The organism is Streptomyces sp. AC1-42W (assembly GCF_003248355.1).
GTDB lineage: Bacteria > Actinomycetota > Actinomycetes > Streptomycetales > Streptomycetaceae > Streptomyces.
In genome coordinates this window covers 438520-460706 of the sequence record NZ_QKWY01000001.1, presented here as the reverse complement: position 1 = coordinate 460706, position 22187 = coordinate 438520, and the positions used below count along the sequence as shown (strand labels likewise).

At 71.6% G+C, this 22187-nt stretch carries 17 protein-coding genes and 1 pseudogene; 5 read left to right on the top strand and 13 right to left on the bottom strand.

The features are described from left to right. Positions 1-52: 52 nt before the first annotated feature. From DNK56_RS02125 to DNK56_RS02110, 4 genes are all read right to left on the bottom strand, one after another. Entirely contained in the window at positions 53-1603 is a 1551-nt protein-coding gene (locus DNK56_RS02125) for a DUF7059 domain-containing protein (protein ID WP_111330007.1), read from the bottom strand. A 108-nt stretch (positions 1604-1711) separates the two neighbouring features. After that, complete coding sequence (locus DNK56_RS02120; RefSeq protein WP_111330006.1) at positions 1712-2386, bottom strand: small secreted protein; 675 nt, start codon at positions 2384-2386, stop codon at positions 1712-1714. Between the two features lie 321 nt (positions 2387-2707). Next, a complete protein-coding gene (locus DNK56_RS02115; RefSeq protein ID WP_111330005.1) occupies positions 2708-3175 on the bottom strand; it encodes an ATP-binding protein in 468 nt (155 codons plus the stop codon). Positions 3176-3404: 229 nt separating this feature from the next. After that, complete coding sequence (locus tag DNK56_RS02110) at positions 3405-3758, bottom strand: STAS domain-containing protein (protein WP_003967428.1); 354 nt, start codon at positions 3756-3758, stop codon at positions 3405-3407. A gap of 78 nt (positions 3759-3836) precedes the next feature. Here DNK56_RS02110 and DNK56_RS02105 point away from each other — a divergent pair, with 78 nt between their 5' ends. Beyond that, on the top strand, positions 3837-6494 hold the full coding sequence (locus DNK56_RS02105; RefSeq protein WP_199563911.1) for a DEAD/DEAH box helicase: 2658 nt from the start codon (positions 3837-3839) through the stop codon (positions 6492-6494). Positions 6495-6534: 40 nt separating this feature from the next. On the opposite strand, the pseudogene DNK56_RS36540 reads toward DNK56_RS02105, so the two are convergent. The 7 genes and pseudogenes from DNK56_RS36540 to ssd all read right to left on the bottom strand — a co-directional run. After that, a pseudogene (locus tag DNK56_RS36540) lies at positions 6535-6732 on the bottom strand (Rv3654c family TadE-like protein); the annotation flags it as partial. Positions 6733-6935: 203 nt separating this feature from the next. Further along, positions 6936-7421 carry a TadE family type IV pilus minor pilin gene (locus DNK56_RS02095; RefSeq protein WP_111330003.1) on the bottom strand — a complete coding sequence of 162 codons (486 nt, stop codon included), beginning with the start codon at positions 7419-7421 and terminating at the stop codon, positions 6936-6938. Next, positions 7408-7611: a DUF4244 domain-containing protein gene (locus DNK56_RS02090; RefSeq protein ID WP_111330002.1), complete on the bottom strand. Its 204-nt coding sequence runs from the start codon at positions 7609-7611 to the stop codon at positions 7408-7410. The genes DNK56_RS02095 and DNK56_RS02090 overlap by 14 nt, the downstream gene beginning before the upstream one ends. A gap of 72 nt (positions 7612-7683) precedes the next feature. After that, on the bottom strand, positions 7684-8532 hold the full coding sequence (locus DNK56_RS02085) for a type II secretion system F family protein (RefSeq protein ID WP_241989722.1): 849 nt from the start codon (positions 8530-8532) through the stop codon (positions 7684-7686). Continuing rightward, positions 8529-9404 (bottom strand): type II secretion system F family protein, encoded by an 876-nt coding sequence (locus tag DNK56_RS02080; protein ID WP_446750449.1) that lies wholly within the window; start codon positions 9402-9404, stop codon positions 8529-8531. Before DNK56_RS02080 ends, DNK56_RS02085 begins: the two co-directional genes overlap by 4 nt. Beyond that, a complete protein-coding gene (locus DNK56_RS02075) occupies positions 9401-10549 on the bottom strand; it encodes a TadA family conjugal transfer-associated ATPase (RefSeq protein WP_111330001.1) in 1149 nt (382 codons plus the stop codon). The genes DNK56_RS02080 and DNK56_RS02075 overlap by 4 nt, the downstream gene beginning before the upstream one ends. Further along, positions 10546-11607: a septum site-determining protein Ssd gene (gene ssd, locus DNK56_RS02070; protein ID WP_241989932.1), complete on the bottom strand. Its 1062-nt coding sequence runs from the start codon at positions 11605-11607 to the stop codon at positions 10546-10548. Before ssd ends, DNK56_RS02075 begins: the two co-directional genes overlap by 4 nt. A 571-nt stretch (positions 11608-12178) precedes the next feature. Between ssd and DNK56_RS02065 the strand changes: the two genes are divergently transcribed. Then, positions 12179-13018 (top strand): HAD family hydrolase, encoded by an 840-nt coding sequence (locus DNK56_RS02065; protein WP_111329999.1) that lies wholly within the window; start codon positions 12179-12181, stop codon positions 13016-13018. Between the two features lie 347 nt (positions 13019-13365). Here the strand turns inward: DNK56_RS02065 and DNK56_RS02060 are convergent, their stop codons facing one another. After that, entirely contained in the window at positions 13366-14190 is an 825-nt protein-coding gene (locus DNK56_RS02060) for an oxidoreductase (protein ID WP_111329998.1), read from the bottom strand. 102 nt (positions 14191-14292) lie between these two features. Here DNK56_RS02060 and DNK56_RS02055 point away from each other — a divergent pair, with 102 nt between their 5' ends. Next, the gene (locus DNK56_RS02055; RefSeq protein ID WP_111335352.1) at positions 14293-15288 is read left to right on the top strand and encodes an ATP-binding protein; all 996 of its coding nucleotides are present in this window, start codon (positions 14293-14295) and stop codon (positions 15286-15288) included. A 116-nt stretch (positions 15289-15404) separates the two neighbouring features. On the opposite strand, the gene DNK56_RS02050 is transcribed toward DNK56_RS02055, so the two are convergent. Beyond that, positions 15405-16718, bottom strand: coding sequence for a hypothetical protein (locus DNK56_RS02050; RefSeq protein WP_111329997.1), 1314 nt, complete (start codon positions 16716-16718; stop codon positions 15405-15407). A gap of 283 nt (positions 16719-17001) precedes the next feature. Between DNK56_RS02050 and DNK56_RS02045 the strand changes: the two genes are divergently transcribed. Together DNK56_RS02045 and acs are read left to right on the top strand one after the other, a co-directional pair. Then, positions 17002-19839: a bifunctional SulP family inorganic anion transporter/carbonic anhydrase gene (locus DNK56_RS02045; RefSeq protein ID WP_111329996.1), complete on the top strand. Its 2838-nt coding sequence runs from the start codon at positions 17002-17004 to the stop codon at positions 19837-19839. A gap of 184 nt (positions 19840-20023) precedes the next feature. After that, positions 20024-22027 (top strand): acetate--CoA ligase, encoded by a 2004-nt coding sequence (acs, locus tag DNK56_RS02040; RefSeq protein ID WP_111329995.1) that lies wholly within the window; start codon positions 20024-20026, stop codon positions 22025-22027. The last annotated feature ends 160 nt before the right edge of the window (positions 22028-22187 follow it).

The window sequence follows — 22187 nt, the reverse complement described above, 5'->3', positions numbered from 1 at the left end:
GCGGCATACGGGTTTCCCCCGGAGGTGAAGCGGGAAGCCGGCTCGATCCGGATCAGCCGACCGGGCGGCCGCCCGGCGGCAGCGGCTCCAGGAAGCCCTCCTCCACCAACAGCCGGATGGCCTGCGGGGTGCGGTCCCGCAGCAGCACCGGGTCCTCGTTCATCAGCTGCGCGATGGCGTCGAGAATGCGGCCGGCCGGCAGCGAGCCGTCGCACACTCCGGCGAACCCGGCGCCGACCGCGTCCACCTTCGTGGCCCGGCGCATACCGCGGTTCTGACGGAGCACCACATGCTCGGGGTCCTCCGCCCCGGGGAGCCCGACCTGCTCCTGCACCACTTCGGCGGCCAGGGTGAAGTGGGCCGACAGCAGCGCCGCGTCGTCCTGCTCGCGCAGATAGTCCTGCCGGACGAAGTGCGCCTCGACCGCGGGGCCGAGCGGCTGTTCGACCGCGTGCGGCCACTCCTCGATCACGACCGAGGGCTTCCCGGCCGCGGCCGCGGCGGATTTCCGCAGCGTGATCCAGCCGAAGCCGACGCCCTTGGTGCGCCGCGCCTCGAACTCGTCCAGCCAGGCGTCGTAGCGCGCCTCGTACTCCGCAGGGTCCGTACGGTGATCGCCGCTGTCGCGCAGCCACAACTCGGCGTACTGCGTGACGTCCTGCACCTCGCGCTGCACGATCCAGGCGTCGCAGCCCTCCGGCACCCAGGCGCGCACCCGGTCCTGCCACTCCTCGTCCCGGGCGTGCTCCCAGTTGGCCAGGAAGTGCGCGAAGCCGCCGTCGTTGAGCCGCTCGCCGGTCTGCTGAACCAGGGTCCGGCACAGGTCGTCCCCGGCCATGCCGCCGTCGCGGTAGGTGAGCCGGGCACCGGGCGAGATGACGAACGGCGGGTTGGAGACGATGAGGTCGAAGGTCTCGGCGCCGACCGGCTCGTACAGCGAGCCCTCCCGCAGGTCGGCGGGGGCGGCGCCGGACAGCGCGAGGGTGAGCCGGGTGAAGGCCAGGGCACGCGGGTTGAGGTCGGTGGCGGTGACCCTGGTGGCGTGCTGCGCGGCGTGCAGCGCCTGGATGCCGGAGCCCGTACCGACGTCGAGCGCGGAGCCCACGGGCTTGCGGACGGTGATCCCGGCGAGGGTGGTGGAGGCTCCGCCGATGCCGAGGACGACACCCTTCTCGCGCGAGCCGATACCGCCCGCACCGCCCACCGCGCAGCCCAGATCGGAGACGATGAACCAGTCCTCGCCGTCCGGGCCGCCGTAGGGGCGCACATCGACGGTCGCGCGCAGCTGACCGTCCGTCTCGGTCAGCCAGCCGTCCGCCACGCACTCCGCCAGCGGGAGCACGGCCGCCGCCCGCGCGGCCGGCACGGACCGCTGGAGCAGGAACAGGCGCACCAGTGTGTCGAGCGGCGACCCGCCCCGCGTCGCGCGCAGCGCCGGCACCGTCTCACTGCGCGCCAGCGCGGCGTACGCGGACGCGCCGAGCAGGTCGAGGAGCCCGTCTGCCGTGAACGCGGCCGCGAGCAGGGCCTCGCGGAGCCGGGGCGTGTGGTCCGCCGAGGGAAGGTCTGCTGCGAAGAGGCTGGTCTTACTCACATGCCCCATTGTGACGGCTGCCACGGACAACGGCAGCGGCCCGGCCCCGCCGGGGGCATCCCGGGAGGGGCCGGGCCGCTCACCCGATGTCCGCAGGCCGTGGCTCCGGCCGCCCGGTCACGCCTTCTTGTCGGCGGCCGGGGACGCTTCCTTCGATGCTTCCTTCGACGGTTCGGTCGAGGACTTGGTGGAGGGCTCGGAGTCGTCCGGCGAGCCGTCCGGGGAACCGGCCTTGGGGGAGGCCGATGCGGTCGGCTTCTGGCAGCCCTTCTGCTCGGCCATCGCGGCGCCGACCTCGCCCGACTGGAGCTTCTTCAGCGCCTGGTCGCCGCTGGCGCCGATCTTGTTCAGCTCGTCCGCGATGCCTCTGAGGCCGTCCGAGAACTTGCCCTGGTCCTTCGTCTCCAGGGCCTCCACCTTCTCCTGCAGCTTCGCGTAGGCGGCGGAGGAGGCGTTGAGCTCCTTCACCGCTTCCTTCTGCGTGGTCTCGCCGTCGTCGACCGGCGGCGGGCCCGCCGATTCCACGGCCGCGCCCAGCGCCTTGTACGCCTGCGAGATCTGCTGGAAGGCGGCCGAGTCGGTCTCCTGGACTTCGGCGGGCTTGCTGTTGTCGGAGGCCTGCTGCTGGATCGCCGCGTTGGCGTTCGCGATCTTCTGCAGCTGGGGCTGGACCTGGTCGCAGACCTCCTTGGCCCAGTCGTTCACCTTGTCGCCGCTGTCGTCACTGCAGCCCGACAGTGCCAGTACGAGTACCGCACCGCCGGACAGCGCGGCTGCAAGCTTCTTGTTCACCGGTTTGGTCCCTTCCAAGGCTCTCGGCCCCGGAACTTACACGTCGGGCACCGTCCATCCGGGTGCCGGGCGTCCGATGCACGGGCTTTTGCAGCCATTTGCACCAAGGGAAATGAGGCATACGCAACTCACCCGGACGGCCCTCACCGAGGGGAACGTATGAACGACCTCTCACTCGTACGAGGAGTTTCCGTGTTCGTGCGCCCGCTGCCGCACAAGCACACCCCACGCGGCGTCAGCCCGCGCACCCGCAAGGGATCTGAGTCATCCTCACCACCGGGCGTGTCGCGGCGGGCTCCAGCCAGGGGAGACGCGCACCGCTCAGGGAAGAACGGCGACCGGTGCCTTGGGCCAGCTCATGCGGATCACGCCGCCGTCCGCACCGGACCTGACCTCCACGTCGTCCACAAGGCCGCTGATGACCGCGAGGCCCATCTCGTCCTCGTCGTCCGCCATCGGCTCGGGGTCGTCGAGCCCGCCGCCGTGCGCGGCACGCCGCCCGGAGACACCGCCCGGAACCGAGCCGTCCGCACCGGGGCCCGGCACCTCGTCGCCGACCTCGATGGCGAAGGTCTTCTCCTCCTCGATCAGGAAGACCGCGACGGGGGCGGTGATGCCATGGCTGCGGTGCAGGCCGACCGCGCGGCTGCACGCCTCGCCCACGGCGAGCCGGACCTCGTCGAGCACGGCCTCGTCCACCCCGGCCCTGCGCGCCACGGCCGCCGCCACGAGTCGGGCGGTCCTGACGTGTTCGGGCTGGGCGCTGAAGCGGAGTTCAACGGTGGCCATGCGATCCCCCTCGAACGTACGAATGTGCATGCCAGGACCGGGCCCCATGGCCCAGGGGCCCCTGGCTCTGTCTGACGAGCCCCCGGCTCTCTCCGGCCGGGCGGACTCCGCCGGGCGAAGCGGAGAGCCGGCAAATAGACCGGCCGCGGGCCACCGACCGGGTGACCCCGCGGGCCCGCGAACACCGGCGCCGGACCGGCACATGACCGGGCCGGCGCCGAGCCGGACGTCAGTCGGTGGCCGCGACGGCCTCGTCGACCGTGGTGTGGATCGGGAACACCTTGGTCAGACCGGTGATCCGGAAAATCTTGAGAATGCGCTCCTGGTTGCACACCAGGCGCAGCGAGCCCTCGTGGGCCCGCACCCGCTTCAGGCCGCCCACGAGCACGCCGAGGCCGGTGGAGTCGAGGAAGTCGACGCCTTCCATGTCGACAACCAGGTGGTAGCTGCCGTCATTCACCAACTCGACCAACTGCTCGCGCAGCTTGGGCGCGGTATACACATCAATCTCGCCACCGACCTCGACGACCGTACGGTCGCCACCAGGGCCGGACACATTGCGAGTCGACAAGGACAGGTCCACGGATCCTCCAGCACCTTGCTATCGAGCGGTCGCCCCTCGGTCTCCCCGACGGAGCCGGGGGACGGATCGCCAGCCGCGATGGCATTCAATCACTTACCGGCAGCCATGCACGACGCCTTGGGACCATTGTCCGCCCCGCCAGTGACACACTCGGTGCCGATGGCCAAGAATCATTGCCCCAGTCGACCCCCGGAGAGTGGGGGCTCCCGCCCCTCTCCGGACATGGTCCTCGACCGGCTCGCCGCCGGGGCGGGCCGCTCCGCGCGCATCACTCATACGGAGCACTTGCCCCCGCGCGAGGGAACCCATGCCGTCTGGCCCGACCGCATCCGTCCGGAAGTGATCGCCGCCATCCAGAAGGCCGGCATCGACCATCCCTGGGCCCATCAGGCGGCCGCCGCGGAGCACGCCCTGGACGGCACCTCGGTCGTCATCGCCACCGGTACGGCCTCCGGCAAGTCGCTGGCCTACCTCGCACCGGTCCTCAGCGCCCTCCTGGACGGCTCCGAGGCCCCCAACGGGCGCGGCGCCACCGCGCTGTATCTCGCGCCCACGAAGGCCCTGGCAGCCGACCAGCGCCGTTCCGTCGCGGCGCTCGCGGCTCCGCTGGGCAACGGCATCCGGCCCGCCGTCTTCGACGGCGACACCCCCGTCGAGGAACGCGAGTGGGTGCGCCAGTACGCCAACTACGTCCTCACCAATCCCGACATGCTGCACCGCGGCATCCTCCCGTCCCACCCCCGCTGGTCCTCCTTCCTGCGCTCCCTGCGCTACGTCGTCATCGACGAGTGCCACACCTACCGGGGCGTCTTCGGCTCCCACGTCGCCCAGGTGGTGCGCCGGCTGCGCCGCCTCTGCGCCCGCTACGGCTCCGACCCCGTCTTCCTCCTCGCCTCCGCGACCTCCGCCGAGCCCGCCCTCGCGGCCGGCCGCCTCACCGGCCTGCCCGTCACGGAGGTGGCCGACGACGCCTCCCCGCGCGGCGAACTGGTCTTCGCCCTGTGGGAGCCCCCGCTGACCGAGCTGCACGGCGAGAAGGGCGCCCCGGTACGCCGTACCGCCACGGCCGAGACCGCCGACCTGCTCACCGACCTCACCCTCCAGGGCGTCCGGTCGGTCGCCTTCGTGCGCTCCCGGCGCGGCGCCGAGCTGATCTCCGTCATCGCCAAGGAGCGCCTCGCCGAGGTCGACCGCTCCCTGCCGCCCCGGATCGCCGCGTACCGGGGCGGGTACCTCCCCGAGGAACGGCGCGCCCTGGAACGCGCCCTCCACTCCGGCCGACTGCTGGGCCTCGCCGCCACCACCGCCCTGGAACTCGGCATCGACGTGTCCGGCCTGGACGCCGTCGTCATATCCGGATACCCGGGCACCAGGGCCTCCCTGTGGCAGCAGGCGGGCCGGGCCGGACGGGCGGGCCAGGGCGCCCTGGCCGTCCTGGTCGCCCGTGACGATCCGCTGGACACCTTTCTGGTCCACCACCCGGAGGCGCTGTTCCGGCAGCCCGTGGAGTCGACCGTCCTGGACCCGGACAACCCGTACGTCCTCGCCCCCCACCTCTGTGCGGCCGCCGCCGAGCTGCCCCTCACCGAGAACGACCTCCGGCTGTTCGGACCGGCCGCGGCCGGTCTGCTCCCCCAGCTGGAGACGGCCAGGCTGCTCCGCAAACGGCCGTCCGGGTGGCACTGGACCCGACGCGAGCGGGCCGCCGACCTCACCGACATCCGGGGCGAGGGCGGCCGGCCCGTCCAGATCGTCGAGGAGGGCACCGGGACGCTCCTGGGCACCGTGGACGAGTCCGCCGCCCACAGCGCCGTCCACGAAGGCGCCGTCCACCTTCACCAGGGCCGCTCCTACCTGGTCCGGAAGCTGGACCTGGCGGACTCCGTGGCCCTGGTCGAGCAGGCCGACCCGCCGTACTCGACCACCGCCCGCGACACCACCTCCATCGCCGTCCTGGACACCGACACCTCGATCCCCTGGGGGGACGGGCGCCTCTGCTTCGGGTCCGTCGAGGTCACCAACCAGGTCGTCTCCTTCCTCCGCCGCAAGCTGATCACCGGCGAGGTCCTCGGCGAGAGCAAGCTGGACCTGCCACCCCGGACCCTGCGCACCCGCGCCGTGTGGTGGACGGTCACCGAGGACCAGCTCGACGCCGCCCGGATCAACCCGGAGATCCTCGGCGGCGCGCTCCACGCCGCCGAGCACGCGTCGATCGGGATGCTGCCGCTCTTCGCCACCTGCGACCGCTGGGACATCGGCGGGGTCTCCGTCCCGCTGCACCCGGACACCCTGCTGCCGACCGTCTTCGTGTACGACGGGCACCCGGGCGGCGCCGGGTTCGCCGAGCGCGCGTTCCACACCGCCCGCGAGTGGCTCACCGCCACGCGGGAGGCCATCGCCTCCTGCGAGTGCGACGCGGGCTGCCCGTCCTGCATCCAGTCCCCCAAGTGCGGCAACGGCAACGACCCCCTGCACAAACGAGGCGCCGTCCGCCTCCTCGCGGAACTCCTCCGCCACGCACCGGGCGAACCGGAGCCTGGGACGGGGTCGGGGTCGGGTTCGGGTTCGGGTTCGGGAACAGGTGAGGCGGGCCCGGAGCCAGCGCCAGAGACAGCACCGGAGCCTGGGCCGCCCGGGCCCGGGTCAACGCCGGCACCGGGGTCGCCGGACCGGCGAGGCCCTTCCCGTCCGGCGTCGGCGGAGGAGCCTCCGACGCAGGGCCCGCCCGAGACCTGACCTCCGGCGCGTACGGCCCGAACCGCGCTCTGGCCGTCACATCGGCGACCTCCCCCACCATCGCGCACCGCACCACCTCCGCCCCTTGCGCCTCGGCCACCTCATCCGCCGACGCACAGGCCGCCGCCTCGCCCTCCAGGGCCCGGTCGGCCGCCGCCAGCGCCGCCAGGTCGGCCGCGCCCCCGGCACGGTGCCGGGCGGCCACCGCCTGCCCCAACGCCAGGACCACCGCGAACACGGCGCACAACGTCGCCGCGGTCACCACCGCCCACACGGTCGCCAGCCCCTGATCACCCCTCGGCTCCTGCCTACCGCCGAATCGCCGGAGGACTCGCAGACCGGGCCCCAGGGGCGGGGGCGGAGCCGGTCGAGGGACCGACCGCCGGTCCACGCGCCCCACGCCCCGCGCCGGGCTCCGGACCAGCCCACCACCGCACCACCTCACCGCTCGCCTCCTCTCCCCGCCGACCCCACGGCCGGGCCCGCCCCCGCGTCCGCCGGGTCGGCGGCCCGTACCGGCGCATCCTCCGCGGCCGCCGCCGCCTCCGCACGCAGAGTCACGGCGAGGCGCCCAGGTCCGGGCGTCGGGGCGGCGATCCTCACCCGCCACAGTCCTCCGGTCCGCTCCACCTCGACCGAAGCCCCGTCGGGCGCGGCGGCGAGCGCGGCCTCCCGAACCTGCGGCGCCGGTTCCGAGCGGGCCGCCGCACGGGCACCGACGCGGGCGGCGTCCACACAGCGGATCTGCGCCGACGCGGCCATGAGCGCCCAGAGCAACGCCAGCGCGAAGGCGACCAGCACCGGAATCACCATGGCGGCCTCGGCCGTAACCGCTCCCCTGTCCCCCGACGGCCCGCCACCCCCCACAGGCCCGCCCCGCCCGGCCCCGTGCCCGTTCACCCGGCCGGCGGCCTCAGAACTTCGCATCGAGGGCGCCCTTCAGCAGCGACTGCAACTGGGACATGACCGCCGCGCTGGTGACCACCTTGTAGAGGACCGCGGCAAAGGCGCACGCCGCGATCGTGCCGACCGCGTACTCGCTCGTCGTCATACCGCCGTCCCCCCGCGAGCGGACAACGCGAGCCACGGACCGCATCCAGTTCTTGATCTTGCGCATGCCTTCGAACCCCCAACAGGTCAGTTGTGTACAGAAACACCCGAAAAATCTTTTACGTGTGCACGCCTCGCTTCACGCGGGCCGCAGCAAGCCCCCGGCCAGCCCGATCACCACCGGCGCGACCCCCACCGCCAGGAAGGCGGGAAGGAAGCAGAGCCCCACGGGCGCGGTGACCATCACGGCCGCCTTCTGAGCCCGTGTCACGGCCGCTCTCGCCCGGTCGGCCCGCAACGCCTCGGCCGTCCGGGCCACCGGCTCCGCCGCCGGCGCACCGGTCGAAGCAGCCCGGTCCAGACAGCGAGCCAGGCCCGCGGCCCCCGGCAGCTCGCCGAACCGCCCCCAGGCGACAGCGGCGTCTTCCCCGAGCCGGATCTCCGCCGCCGTACGGGCGAGCCGTTCACCCACCGGACCGCCCAGCGACTCCCCCACGGCCTCGGCGGCTTCCACCGGACCGGCGCCTGCGGAGCTGCAGGCCGCCAGGAGGTCCGCCGCCATGGGCAGCTGCCGTGCGGCCTCCGCCGATCGCTCCTTCGCCTCTGCGGATGCGGAGGCGCTCCCGAGCCGCTTGCGCCACCACCACCGTGCGCCGTAGGCCGCGGCCAGGCCGGCTGCCCATCCCACCGGGCCGCCCACGAGGAACCACCCGGCCGGCACGATCGCCGCCAACGCCGCCCACTGTCCGACCGCGCCGACCGGAACGGCCCGGCCCGACCTTTCCGACCTGCCCGCCCGAAAGCCGGGCCACCGGGACGAACTCGCGGCACGTTCCGTCGGGGGCACCGTCAGAAGCCGTTCACCCCGGCGCCGTGTCCGTCTGCCGGTCTGCCGCCGGGCCAGCGGCAGAACCACGCGGGCGTAGAGCACCACCGCCAGCCCCAGGGTCTGCGCCACCCGGACGCCTTCACCGCTCGGGGCGTTCATCCCGCTTCCCCCGCCCGGACGATGCGGGCGGCCCAGAGCAGACCGCACACCTCCAGCAGCCCGCCCGTCACCAGGCAGACCAGCCCGGCGGTGCTGTGGAGCAGCACTTCCAGCGGCCGCGCTCCGAGGGCGGCCCCGAGCCCCATGCCGAGTACGGGGAGCACGGCGAGCAGGACCACCGTCGACCACGCTCCCGACAGTTGCGCCCGCAGCTCCTCGCGCCGGCGGCGGTCCGCTCTCAGCGCGCTTTCCAGCCGGGCCAGGCCCGCCGCGAGGCCCGCCCCACTGCCCACCGCCACCCGCCAGCAGGCGGCCACTCCTGCCAGCCCATCCAGCCCCGGCTCGCCCGCCGCCTGGACCAGCGCCCTGGGTACATCGCCACCGAACCGCGCCGCCGCCGACAGCCGTGCCCCGGCCTCGCCCAGCACATCCGTGTCGCGCACCGCGACAAGCAGCGCCTGCCCCGGCTCATGTCCTGCCCTCAGCTCACCCACCAGCGCACCGCAGAGGTCCACCACCCCTGCGCCCTTCGCGTCCTCTTCGCCGCGCGCCCGTCTCTTCTCCAACCACCGTCGTGCCAGGGGAACCGCGACGAGCCCCGCGATCAACGGCAGTACGGATCGACCGAGCAGCGCCACTGCGCAGGCCACCGGGAGACACAGCCACTCCCACCGCCCCCTCAGCCGCTTCTCGACCAGGGCGCGAGCCTTCCACCGCCATTCCTGGAGCGGTGGCTGCTCGCTTGCGCCGAAGAACAGCGTCCGCGCTCTCCGCAGGGAACGACCCTGCGCCCGCACCACCAGCCAGACCGCCATCACCGCGCACAGCACCGCCGCGTGCACCATCGCCGGGGCTTCGGCGGAGGCCGTCACAGCGCGTCCTCGATCAGTGCGTGTAGCCGGCCCCAGCCGCGCTCCCGCTGCCAGCCGTCGACGCCCCAGCGCAGCGCCGGAACCGTCCGCACCAGCCCGGCACCGTCCCGCTCCAGCACATGGATGTCGGCGATCCGCCGGCGCCCCGCGCGATCCCTCGCCAGGTGGACCACTACGGACAGAGCCGCCGCCAACTGGCTGTGCAGTGCCACCCGATCCAGCCCCGCAGCGGTTCCGAGCGCCTCCAGCCTCGCCGGTACATGCCCGGCGGCGTTGGCGTGAACCGTGCCTGAGCCCCCCTCATGTCCTGTGTTGAGAGCGGCCAGGAGCTCGGTGACCTCGTGGCCGCGCACCTCACCGACCACCAGCCGGTCGGGCCGCATGCGCAGTGCCTGGCGCACCAGGTCGCGAAGGGTGACCTGTCCGGCCCCTTCCTGGTTCGCGGGGCGCGATTCCAGACGTACGACATGCGGGTGGTCCGGTCGCAGCTCGGAGGAGTCCTCGGCGAGCACGATGCGCTCATGCGGCCCCACCGCGCCCAGCAGGCTCGACAGCAGGGTGGTCTTGCCCGCCCCCGTGCCGCCGCTGATCAGATACGACACCCGTGCCTCCACCAGGGCCCGCAGCACCCGGTCGCCTCCCGGAGGCACGGTTCCGGCCCCGACCAGCTCCGCCAGCGAGAAGGCGCGAGGCCTGACCACTCGCAGCGACAGGCACGTCGAGCCGACCGACACCGGTGGGAGCACGGCATGCATCCGGGTGCCGTCCGGCAGTCTGGCGTCCACCCAGGGCCTGGCGTCGTCGAGCCGGCGCCCCGCCACGGCCGCGAGCCGCTGGGCCAGTCTGCGGACGGCAGCCGCGTCCGCGAAGGTCACCTCGGTGAGTTCGAGCCCGCCGCCCCGGTCCACCCAGACGCGATCGGGTGCGGACACCAGGACGTCCGTGACACCGGGATCGGTCAGGAGCGGTTCCAGCACCCCGGTTCCGATCAGCTCACCCCGCAGCTCGTCCGCCCGGCCCAGCACTTCCGCCGTGCCGAGCAACCGGCCCTGCGCCCGTAGCGCGGCGGCGACTCCGGCCGGTGTCGGCGCCGTGCCGCTGTGCGCGAGCCGTTGCCTGACGGCATCGAGCAGCGCCTCGCTCATGAGACGCCTCCGGCAACCGGGCTGTGGGCGCCCTCCGCCACGAGCACCTGCTCCCAGAAGGCGGCGCAGAACCGGGCGAGCGGGCCGCGCGCGTTGCCTCCCGGAGGCTGGCCCAGATTCTGTTCGGCCGACAGTCCTCGCTCCCGGGGCACTTCGCCCACCAGCGGCAGACCCATGGCTCGGGCCACCCATCCCTCGTCGAGCCCGGACGCATAGGGGCCGCAGGCCACCACACGGAGATCGTCGAGGACCATACCGGCCATGGACGCCACCCGCTTCGCCGCCGCGACCGCGCGCAGCTCCCCGGGGACGACCACGAGCCCGAGATCGAGCTGGGCCAGGGCTTCGGCCACCGCCTCGTCCACCCGGCGCGGCAGGTCGACCACCACCACTCCACCGAGTCTGCGCGCTGCGGCCAGCACCGCCCGCATCGCGGGCGCGGGGATGACCACCCAGTCGTCGCGACCCCAGCTGAGCACCCTCAGCCCGTGCATCGCGGGCAGCGATTCCTCCAGGGCTCCGCCGCCGACCCGCCCCTCGGAGTGGGCGAAATCAGGCCAGCGCATTCCCTCGGCCCGCTCGCCCCCGAGCAGCACATCGATGCCACCGCCCAGCGGGTCCCCGTCGATGAGCATGGTTCGGTGCCCTGCCCGGGCCGCCGTCACCGCGAGGGCGCACGCCAGGGTGGACGCGCCCGCGCCTCCTCTTCCCCCGACCACCCCCACCGTGAGCGCGGGCCGACCGATGCCTTCCGCCGCATTGGCGATCTGGTCGACGAGCCAGCCCTCCGAGTCGGGCAGCCGGATCACGTACTCGGCGCCGATTTCGACAGCTCGGCGCCAGACCTCGGGCGACTCCCGGTCCCGCCCGACGACCATGACACCGGTCCGGCGCGCCGCGCCGCGGCACCGCACGGCCGCATCGTCGCCGACGAGGACCATGGGGGCCTGCTCCCAGCCTCCTCGCCGGTCGGGCAGGGTGTGATGCACCTCCGGTTCCGTGCCGGCCGCTGCGCACAGCCTCAACAGATCGTCGAGCAGCTCCACGTCCTCGGTCACGATCAGTGGTCCGCCCCGTCGCGCGCCGACGGCCGTCAATCGCTCCCGGGCACTGGATTCAGCCACGCTCATCTCACCACCGCTCCCTCACTCGCCTTCGCCGCGGTTCACGGCGATCTCGGAGCACATCCGAGAACAGCGATTCCGGTACCCGTGGACTTCACGGGTGGAATCACGGTGCGACGGTTCCGGAAATCATGTGGATCTTGCTGGAAAACCGTGGACAACTCAGTGGTTGTGAATAACTCCGTCGCTCGTACCGGTGACTTCCAGGCGCGACACTTTCGCTACCCAGGGTCACGGCGCACGCTGAAGTCAGCAGCCCGCTTACACAGCCGGGCACGGAGTGGAGGGAAGAGAAATGGTTGAATCCGCGCGTCAAACCGCGTCCGGACATGCGACGACCCCCGCCGGGGGGGGAGAGCGGGGGTCGTCCCCACGGCCGACTCGGGGGGGGAGGAGCCGGACCGGGGTTAGCACGGTCGCGAACGATCCGTGACTTCCATGGTGTACCCGAGGGCCTTCTCAGGCAAACCCACGCGCTGGGGTTTACGCCGAATGGCGGGCCCCTATGCTCTGCCATGTGGAAAACCGCTTCTTGCCGCGCACAGCCGCCTTCTTCGACCTGGACAAGACGGTCATTGCGAAGTCTTCGACGCTGACCTTCAGCAAGTCCTTCTACCACGGCGGACTGATCAACCGTCGCGCGGTGCTGCGCACTGCGTACACACAGTTCGTGTTCCTCGCCGGAGGAGCGGATCACGACCAGATGGAGCGGATGCGCGAATACCTCTCGGCGCTCTGCAAGGGCTGGAACGTCCAGCAGGTCAAGGAACTCGTGGCCGAGACCCTGCACGACCTGATCGACCCGATCATCTACGACGAAGCGGCGACGCTCATCGAAGAGCATCACACCGCCGGACGCGACGTCGTGATCGTCTCCACGTCGGGCGCGGAGGTGGTCGAACCGATCGGCGAGATGCTCGGCGCCGACCGCGTCGTCGCCACCCGCATGGTCGTCGGCGACGACGGCTGCTACACGGGCGAGATCGAGTACTACGCGTACGGCCCCACGAAAGCCGAGGCGATCAAGGCGCTCGCGGCCTCCGAGGGCTACGACCTGGCCCGCTGCTACGCGTACAGCGACTCCGCGACCGACGTACCGATGCTGGAGGCCGTGGGGCACCCGCACGCGGTCAACCCGGACCGGGCGCTGCGCCGCGAAGCGACCCTGCGGGAGTGGCCGATTCTCGTCTTCAATCGACCCGTCCGGCTCAAGCAGCGCCTTTCGGCTCTCTCCCTGCCCCCGCGTCCCGCGCTCATGGCGGCCGCAGCGGTGAGCGCCGCCGCGCTCACGGCGGGAGTCGTGTGGTTCGCCGCCCGGCGACGGGCCTCGGCGACTCCCGCCTGACGAGCCCATTGGACCGACTCGTCCGTAATTGAACCTAAAAGTAAAGAAGTGCGGCTCCCACTACCGCTTGTCCCGCCCCTGGAGTACAAAGGAGTCAACGGCCCGCGAGACCAAGGACATCCGAGAGGATGACCTGTTTACGCAGCAAGGCCCCACGGACCGCGCACGGAGACCCGGCACCCACGCGACGTCGACCCGTCGATTACGGGCCAGCCACACCAGGAGCGGGCAAAGACCCCGGCCTGATGGGCACATATCGAGGACGCTTGGTAACCGGATGGACGTGCCAGCGGCGGTACCGGTCCCGGTACCGCCGCAATCATGTCCGCGCTCGCCGGGTGCGGTCGCTACGCGGCACCTCGCTGCAGCGCCTCGCACACCGCCGTCGACTCCCTGACGCCGAGTTCCGCCGAGCGCCCGCAGTGCCCGATCCAGGTCGCCATGCCTTCGGGAGTGCCCGACAGATAGCCCTCGAAGGCCGCCTTGTAGGCCGCGCGCCCCTGTTCGGCGTGTCCGACCTCGGCCGGGCAGATCGACTTGGGGTCGAGTCCGCTTCCGATCAGCACGATCCGCTCCGCCGTACGCGCCACCAGGCCGTTGTGCGACCCGAAGGGGCGCAGGGCCAGCAGTTCTCCGTGGACGACGGCGGCGGTGACCAGGGCGGGCGCTTCGCTCCCGGCGAGAATGAGCCGGCCGAGTCCGTCCAGCCGGCCCGCGACCTCGTCGGCGCTCGGCAGCGGCGCGTCGATCAGCGGCTCGTCCACCGGCTCACCGGCGAGCCGGGGCCGTCCGACGGCGTTCTCGGGTGTGGCGCCGCCCGCCGCGACGAGGTGGAGCCGGGCGAGGACCCGCACGGGTGACTGGCGCCAGATGGAGAGGAGCTGCCCCGCCTCCGCCGTCAGCCGCAGGGCGGCTCCGACCACGCGGGCCTCGTCGTCGCCGCTGAAGTCGGTGCGCCGGCGCACCTCCTCCAGGTTCCAGTCGGCGCCGGAGAGCGCGGCCGACCCTCGGGCGCCCCGCAGCGCGGCCTCCGCGGTGACCTCGTTGCTGCGACGCCGCATCACGCGGTGCCCGTAGACCCGGTCGACGGCCTTGCGTACGGAGTCCACCGCGTCGTTCACGCCCGGCAGAGCGCCCAGGGCGGCGAGCGGGTCCGAGGAAGTCGTACTCATAAGTAGCGAGGCTACGCGCCCTGCCCGTCCCGACCGGTCCGGAGTGGCCTTCTTCACGCAAGCGGAGAACACAAAGCGATCGATCGACTACCCTAGGTGAACATGAAGATCGCTTTCGTAGGGAAGGGCGGCAGCGGCAAGACGACGCTGTCCTCGCTCTTCATCCGCCACCTCGCCGCCAATGAAGCTCACGTCGTCGCCGTGGACGCCGACATCAACCAGCACCTCGGAGCCGCCCTCGGCCTCGACGAGGACGAATCCGCCGCACTGCCCGCCATGGGGGCGCAGCTGCCTCTGATCAAGGAGTACCTGCGCGGCAGCAATCCGCGGATCGCCTCGGCGGCGACGATGATCAAGACGACGCCACCCGGCGAGGGCTCGCGGCTCCTGCGGGTGCGTGAGGACAACCCGATCTTCGAGACCTGCGCCCGCACGGTCCGGCTCGACGACGGAGACATCCGGTTGATGGCGACCGGGCCGTTCACCGAGTCGGATCTCGGTGTGGCGTGCTACCACTCCAAGGTCGGCGCGGTCGAGCTCTGTCTCAATCACCTCGTCGACGGCCCCGACGAGTACGTGGTGGTCGACATGACGGCCGGTTCGGACTCCTTCGCCTCCGGGATGTTCACCCGCTTCGACATGACGTTCCTCATCGCCGAGCCCACCCGCAAGGGCGTCTCGGTCTACCGCCAGTACAAGGAGTACGCGCGGGACTTCGGCGTCGACCTGAAGGTCGTCGGGAACAAGGTGCAGGGCGAGGACGACCTGGAGTTCCTGCGCGCCGAGGTGGGTGACGACCTGCTGGTCACCGTCGGCCACTCCGACTGGGTACGGGCCATGGAGAAGGGCCGCCCGGCGCGTTTCGAACTGCTCGAAGCGGACAACAGGATGGCCCTGCAACGCCTCCAGGACGCCGCGGAGGACTCGTACGAGCGGCGGGACTGGGGCCGGTACACGCGCCAGATGGTTCATTTCCATCTGAAGAACGCGGAGAGCTGGGGGAACGAGAAGACCGGGGCGGACCTCGCCGCCCAGGTCGATCCGGCATTCGTGCTGGACGAGCGTTTCATCCACGCCGAAGCCGCCCAGCCCGCTTGAGGAATGGCGGTTCCGTGCGGCCCATCCGCTGAGCCGCCGAGCCGCCGGAACCACGATGGACGCGACGGCCGGCGCCGGGCACATCTCCTGCCCGGCGCCGGGGGCCGTGCCCGACCTCAGCGTCCGGCCGGATTCCCCGCCGCCGCTGCGGGCGCCTCCGAGGCCGCCCCGTCCCGGCCGGCACCCGCGCCCGCCTTGAGGAACGCGGGCCATCCCGCCTTGGGCGCCTGGCCGACCTGCAGCGTCCGGAGCTTCGCCAGCACTGCGGGGTCCTGGGCGTCGAGCCAGTCCGCCAGCTGTCTGAACGAGACGCAGCGGACTTCCTCCTTGGTGCAGACGGTCGCGATCGTCTCCTCGATGGCCCGCATGTACGTGCCGCCGTTCCAGGACTCGAAGTGGTTGCCGATGATCAGCGGCGCACGATTGCCCTTGTACGCGCGGTCGAAGGCCTGGAGCAGCCCGTCGCGCATCTGGTTCCCCCAGAACTCGCGCTTCGCCGGGTCCCCCTGGGTGGTCCCGGACTGGTTGAACATGAAGTTGTAGTCCATCGACAGCGTTTCGAAGTCGCGCCCGGGAACGGGGACGAGCTGCATGGAGAGGTCCCAGATCCCGTTCTTCTTCGCGGGCCACACCTGGTCGTTGACGCCGCTGGAGTCATAACGGAACCCCATGGTGCGTGCTGCCGCCACCATGTTCTCCCGCCCCTCCAGACAAGGGGTGCGGCCGCCGACGAGTTCCTTGTCGTAGTCGAAGGGAAGCGACTTCTCGGCCTTGAGGAGCGGCGCGTTCGACTTCCAGCTCTTGACGAAGGACTTCGCCTGGCTGATCTCGCTCTTCCACTCCTCGACGGACCAGGTGCCCACGCCGCCGTCCTTGCCGCAGAAGTGGCCGTTGAAGTGGGTGCCGATCTCGTTCCCGTCCTCCCAGGCTCCGCGGAGCTGGGTGAGGGTGTTCCGGATGCCCTCGGTGTCGTTGAAACCGATGTCCGAGCTGCCCGCGTTGTGCTTGGGCGGGTCGTACTGTGCCCGCTTCGTCTCCGGCAGCAGGTACACGCCGCTGAGGAAGTACGTCATCGACGCGTTGTACTTCTTGCCCACTTCGCGGAAGTGCGAGAAGAGCCGCTGGCTGTCCTCGCCCGCACCGTCCCACGAGAACACCACGAACTGCGGCGGCTTCTGCCCCACCGCCAGGCGCTTCACCGCCGGCTGCTCGGGCTGGGCACCCGTGAACGCGGTGGAACCGTCACCGATCGCCCGGAACACGCTCTTGGGGGCCGCCTCGGCGGCCTTCTTCTTCTCGCCCGCGGCGCCATTGACGGCTCCGGGGCCGGAGTCCCCCGACCCGGAACCGATCCCCGAGCATCCGGCCGCCCCCGCGACCAGCGCGGCGGCCATGACACCGAGGGCGATCCTCTTCGTGGCGGCCATCATCCGCCCACCTCTTCCTCGCAGGTAGCTTGCGCCGAGTGCCGACACGGCGCCGTCAAGGTCGCACGCATTGACGAAGAGGGGGAGCGACAGGCCGAATGAAAAGATGCCTATTCACCAGAATGGGTGGCTAGACGGCCTATTTGCCAGCAATCCTGGACACAGATCTTTACTCTCCATTACGGTCTGTTTACCGAGAGTTGGAAATACCTCGCCGCTGCATACCGTCACCCACGGCCGCGTCATCGGGTTCCGAGACCGCGCCGCCCAGGAGGAGACCGGAAATATGTCTGCCTGCGTACCCACTCGTCACGACCACTCATCCCGTAGTTCGCGGCCTTCCCGGTCCCTGGGAGTCAAGCGACCACACAGCCCGCCGCCGCGCGGCGGACGATTCCGCATCGCGGGCGCCGATGTCTCCGCGTCCATCACCGTCTTTCTGCTCGCCATCCCCATGTCGCTCGGCCTGGCCGTGGCCATGGGAGCCCCTCTGGAGGCGGGCCTCCTCTCCGCCGCAGTCGGCGGCATCGTCGCCGGGCTTCTCGGCGGCACACCTCTCCAGGTCTCCGGCCCGTCCGCCGGACTGACCGTGGTGACGGCCCAGACGATCCAGGTCTACGGCTGGCGCACCACCTGCGCCATCACCATCGGGGCGGGCCTGCTCCAACTCGTGCTCGGCTCCCTGCGGGCGGCCCGCAGCGCTCTCGCCGTCAGCCCCGCCATCGTCCACGGCACGCTCGCCGGTATCGGCGTCGCGATCGCGCTCGCTCAACTGCACATCGTGCTGGGCGGATCGCCTCAGAGCTCGGCCATCTCCAACGTCCTGCATCTCCCGGAACAGCTGGCGCGTGTCGATCCCGCCGCCCCGCTGATCGGCGGGCTCACCGTCGCCGTCCTCGTCCTGTGGCCGCTGCTGCCCGGACGTGCCGGACGGCTTCTGCGCCGGGCCCCGGCGGCCCTGGCCTCCGTGGCCCTGGCCACGGCCGCGGCAGCCTGGGCGGCCCCGTCGATCGCCCGTGTGGACCTGCCCTCCTGGAGCTCGCACGCCCTGCCCGAGTTGCCGCACGGGCCGGTGTTCGGCCTGGCCACAGCCGTGTTCACGATGATGCTGGTGGCCAGCCTGGAATCGCTGCTGGCCGCTGTCGCGGTGGACAAGCTGGCCGCCGACCGAAACCGTGCCCACGCCGCGGGCTCCCCCATGGCGCCCGGCCCCGACGCCCCAGATGTTCCCGACCGCTCCGATGCCCCCGCCGCACCGGCCGGCCCCGTTCGTCTCGCGCCGCCCCCGTTGAAGCGCTCCGACCTGGACCGGGAACTGCGCGCGCAGGGCATCGCCAACATGGTGTCCGGGCTGCTGGGCGGGCTCGCGGTCTCCGGAGGAGCCGTGCGCAGTTCGGCCAACGTGAGAGCCGGGGCGACCGGCCGTGCCTCGACCGTGCTGCACGGCGTGTGGATTCTGCTCGCTTCCGGGCTGCTCGTCGCCACGCTGGAGCTGATCCCGCTGGCAGCCCTCGGGGCGCTGGTGATGATGGTCGGCCTCAAGATGGTGAGCCTCGCGCACATCCGCAACGTCCACAAACACCGGGAGTTCCTGGTGTACGGCGCGACGATCGCCGGGGTGCTGGTGGTCGGCGTCCTCAAGGGTGTGGCGATCGGGATCGCCGTGGCGGTGGCCGTCGCGCTGCACCGCCTCGGCCGGACCCGGATCACCATCTCCACACTGAACGGACAGCATCATGTGCTCGTACGCGGCCAGTTGACGTTCCTGGCCGTACCGCGCCTGAGCCGGATGCTGGCAGGACTGCCCCAGGGTGCGGACGCGGTGGTCGAGTTGGACGGCTTCTTCATGGATCACGCCGCCTACGAGGCCATCCAGGACTGGAGCAACGCCCATACGGCACACGGCGGGCAGGTGGCCTTCGCCGGACGCTCGGGCGGCAGGATCGCCGAGCCCGCTGCCGCAGCTCACTCCTGCTGCCGACCATGGACGCCATGGCGCAACCATCACTGTCACGACCGGCCGGAACACGCGCCTCCGCCGCAGACGGCCGACAGCCAACCGCGCCCCGCGTCCACCACCGGCCCCCCGACGACACCCCCAGCCATCGGCGTCATCGCCCCGGCTCCGACTTCCGCCCCGCCCCACCCCGGCACCGGCGCCCCTGCGGATACGGCTCCACAGCCAGCGCACCGCCCACGGCCATCGCCGCCGGCCCCCACCGCCCCCGAAGCCCCCGCCACGCCGGCCACGTCCGCGTCGGCGCAGGCACCCCCCGCCGCCTCCCCCGCGCCGACGCCTCCCGCCCCGCAATCGGCCCCCGCCCCCCACCGTGCGGCCGCCGAGCACGCCGGACCCACCGGGCCCGACGCGGCCGAAAGCCCCACCAGCCCCGCCGCCCACGGCGGACACGGCGGACACCGGCTGGTCAGAGGACTCAGCTCCTTCCAGCGCGATACGGCGCCCCTGGTCCGCGCGGAGCTGGCGCGCCTCGCCAGAGAAGGCCAGCGCCCCTCTCAGCTCTTCATCACCTGCGCGGACTCCCGCCTGGTGACGAGCATGATCACGGCCAGCGGTCCCGGTGATCTGTTCACCGTGCGCAACATCGGCAATCTGGTCCCGCTCCCGGGCCCCGAGCAGGGCGACCACTCCGTGGGGGCGGCGATCGAGTACGCCGTGGATGTGCTCGGCGTCGAGTCCATCACCGTCTGCGGGCACTCGGGCTGCGGTGCGATGAACGCGCTCCTGGCCAACGCCCCGGCCCCCTCGCCGCACGCGCCGGACACCTCACTCGCCCGCTGGCTCCGGCACGGGCTGCCGAGCCTGGGCCGGATGACCGCGGCCGGCGAGGTCCGAGCCCGTATCGCCGGCCGGGAGCCCGCCGATACAGTGGAGCAGCTCTGCCTGACCAACGTCATGCAGCAGCTCGACCATCTGAGGGCCCACCCCTCGGTGGCCCGCCGCATCGCCGAAGGCACCCTGCAGCTCCACGGGATGTACTTCCACGTGGCCGAGGCCCAGTCGTATCTGCTGACCGAAGCAGCGGGTACGAAGGAGGGGCGAGCCGCAGTGTTCGACCCGGTCACGCCCGCCCGTCCGGCCGAGTTGGTCCGTTCCGGGGCCTGAACCGCAGGCACGTCGGGTACGTGAGTCCCAGTGACCCCGCTTCCGGGCCGACCAGGCCGCCGCACTGGCGCAAACACGTCGATTCGACGCGCCGCGCCGGTACGGAAGCGGGATCATGCCTTATACACGAGACACAGGTCTAAACCAATTCCCGGCAGACCCTTGTCACCCGGCCTTCGGACTGATGAGCTATGCCCGGGACACAACGGACACCCTGGGACTGGGAGAAGTCGTGAGCAACGAAAGCCTGGCCAACCTGCTTCGGGAAGAGCGGAAGTTCTCTCCGCCTGCCGAGCTGGCCGCCAACGCCAACGTCACCGCCGAGGCGTATGAGCAGGCCAAAGCGGACCGGCTGGGCTTCTGGGCCGAGCAGGCCCGGCGCCTGACGTGGGAGACCGAGCCGACCGAGACGCTCGACTGGAGCAACCCGCCCTTCGCGAAGTGGTTCGCGGACGGCAAGCTCAACGTCGCGTACAACTGCGTGGACCGTCACGTCGAGGCGGGCAACGGCGACCGCGTCGCCATCCACTTCGAGGGCGAGCCCGGTGACAGCCGCGCCATCACCTACGCGGAGCTGAAGGACGAGGTCTCGCGCGCCGCCAACGCCCTCACCGAGCTCGGTGTCGGCAAGGGCGACCGCGTCGCCGTCTACCTTCCGATGATCCCCGAGGCCGCCGTCGCGATGCTGGCCTGCGCCCGCATCGGTGCCGCGCACTCGGTGGTGTTCGGCGGCTTCTCCGCCGACGCCATCGCGGCCCGCATCCAGGACGCGGACGCCAAGGTCGTCATCACCGCCGACGGCGGATACCGCCGCGGCAAGCCCTCCGCGCTCAAGCCCGCGGTGGACGACGCCGTCTCCCGTATCGACGGCGTGGAGCACGTCGTCGTGGTCCGCCGCACCGGCCAGGACACCGCGTGGACCGAGGGCCGTGACATCTGGTGGCACGACATCACGGGCCGCCAGTCCGCCGAGCACACCCCCGAGGCGTTCGAGGCGGAGCAGCCGCTCTTCATCCTGTACACGTCGGGCACCACGGGTAAGCCCAAGGGCATCCTGCACACCTCCGGCGGCTACCTCACCCAGGCGGCCTACACCCACCACGCGGTCTTCGACCTCAAGCCGGAGACCGACGTCTACTGGTGCACCGCCGACATCGGCTGGGTGACCGGGCACTCGTACATCGTCTACGGGCCGCTGGCCAACGGCGCCACGCAGGTGATGTACGAGGGCACCCCCGACACCCCGCACCAGGGGCGTTTCTGGGAGGTCATCCAGAAGTACGGCGTCACGATCCTCTACACCGCGCCGACCGCGATCCGTACGTTCATGAAGTGGGGAGACGACATCCCCGCCAAGTTCGATCTGTCGTCGCTGCGCGTCCTCGGTTCGGTGGGTGAGCCGATCAACCCCGAGGCGTGGATGTGGTACCGCAAGCACATCGGTGCCGACAAGTGCCCGATCGTGGACACCTGGTGGCAGACCGAGACCGGCACGATGATGATCTCGCCGCTCCCCGGTGTCACGGACACCAAGCCGGGCAGTGCCCAGCGCGCCCTGCCGGGCATCTCCGCGACCGTCGTGGACGACGAGGCCAACGAGGTCCCGAACGGCGGAGGCGGCTACCTGGTCCTCACCGAGCCGTGGCCGTCGATGCTCCGCACCATCTGGCGCGACGACCAGCGCTTCCTCGACACCTACTGGTCCCGGTTCGAGGGCAAGTACTTCGCCGGTGACGGCGCCAAGAAGGACGAGGACGGCGACATCTGGCTGCTGGGCCGGGTGGACGACGTGATGCTGGTGTCCGGGCACAACATCTCGACCACCGAGGTCGAGTCGGCACTCGTCTCGCACTCCTCCGTCGCGGAGGCGGCCGTGGTCGGCGCCGCCGACGAGACGACCGGCCAGGCCATCGTCGCCTTCGTCATCCTGCGCGGTACGGCGACCGCGTCCGACGACCTGCTGGCCGAGCTGCGCAACCACGTCGGCTCGACGCTCGGCCCGATCGCCAAGCCGAAGCGCATCATGCCGGTGGCGGAGCTGCCCAAGACCCGTTCCGGCAAGATCATGCGCCGTCTGCTGCGCGACGTCGCCGAGAACAGGGCGCTGGGAGACGTGACGACCCTGACCGACTCCTCGGTCATGGACCTCATCCAGAGCCAGCTCCCCTCGGCCCCGTCCGAGGACTGAGGGCCCCGGGCCCGATACGGGCTGACCCGACCCGAAGGGCATCCGGCGACACGCCGGGTGCCCTTCGGGCACTGGGGTGAAGATCACCGCTCCCACGCACCCCCCGCCTCCGGGCCCCACGGGTACAGTGGCAGTTGATCGTCAAAAGAAATGAAAATTT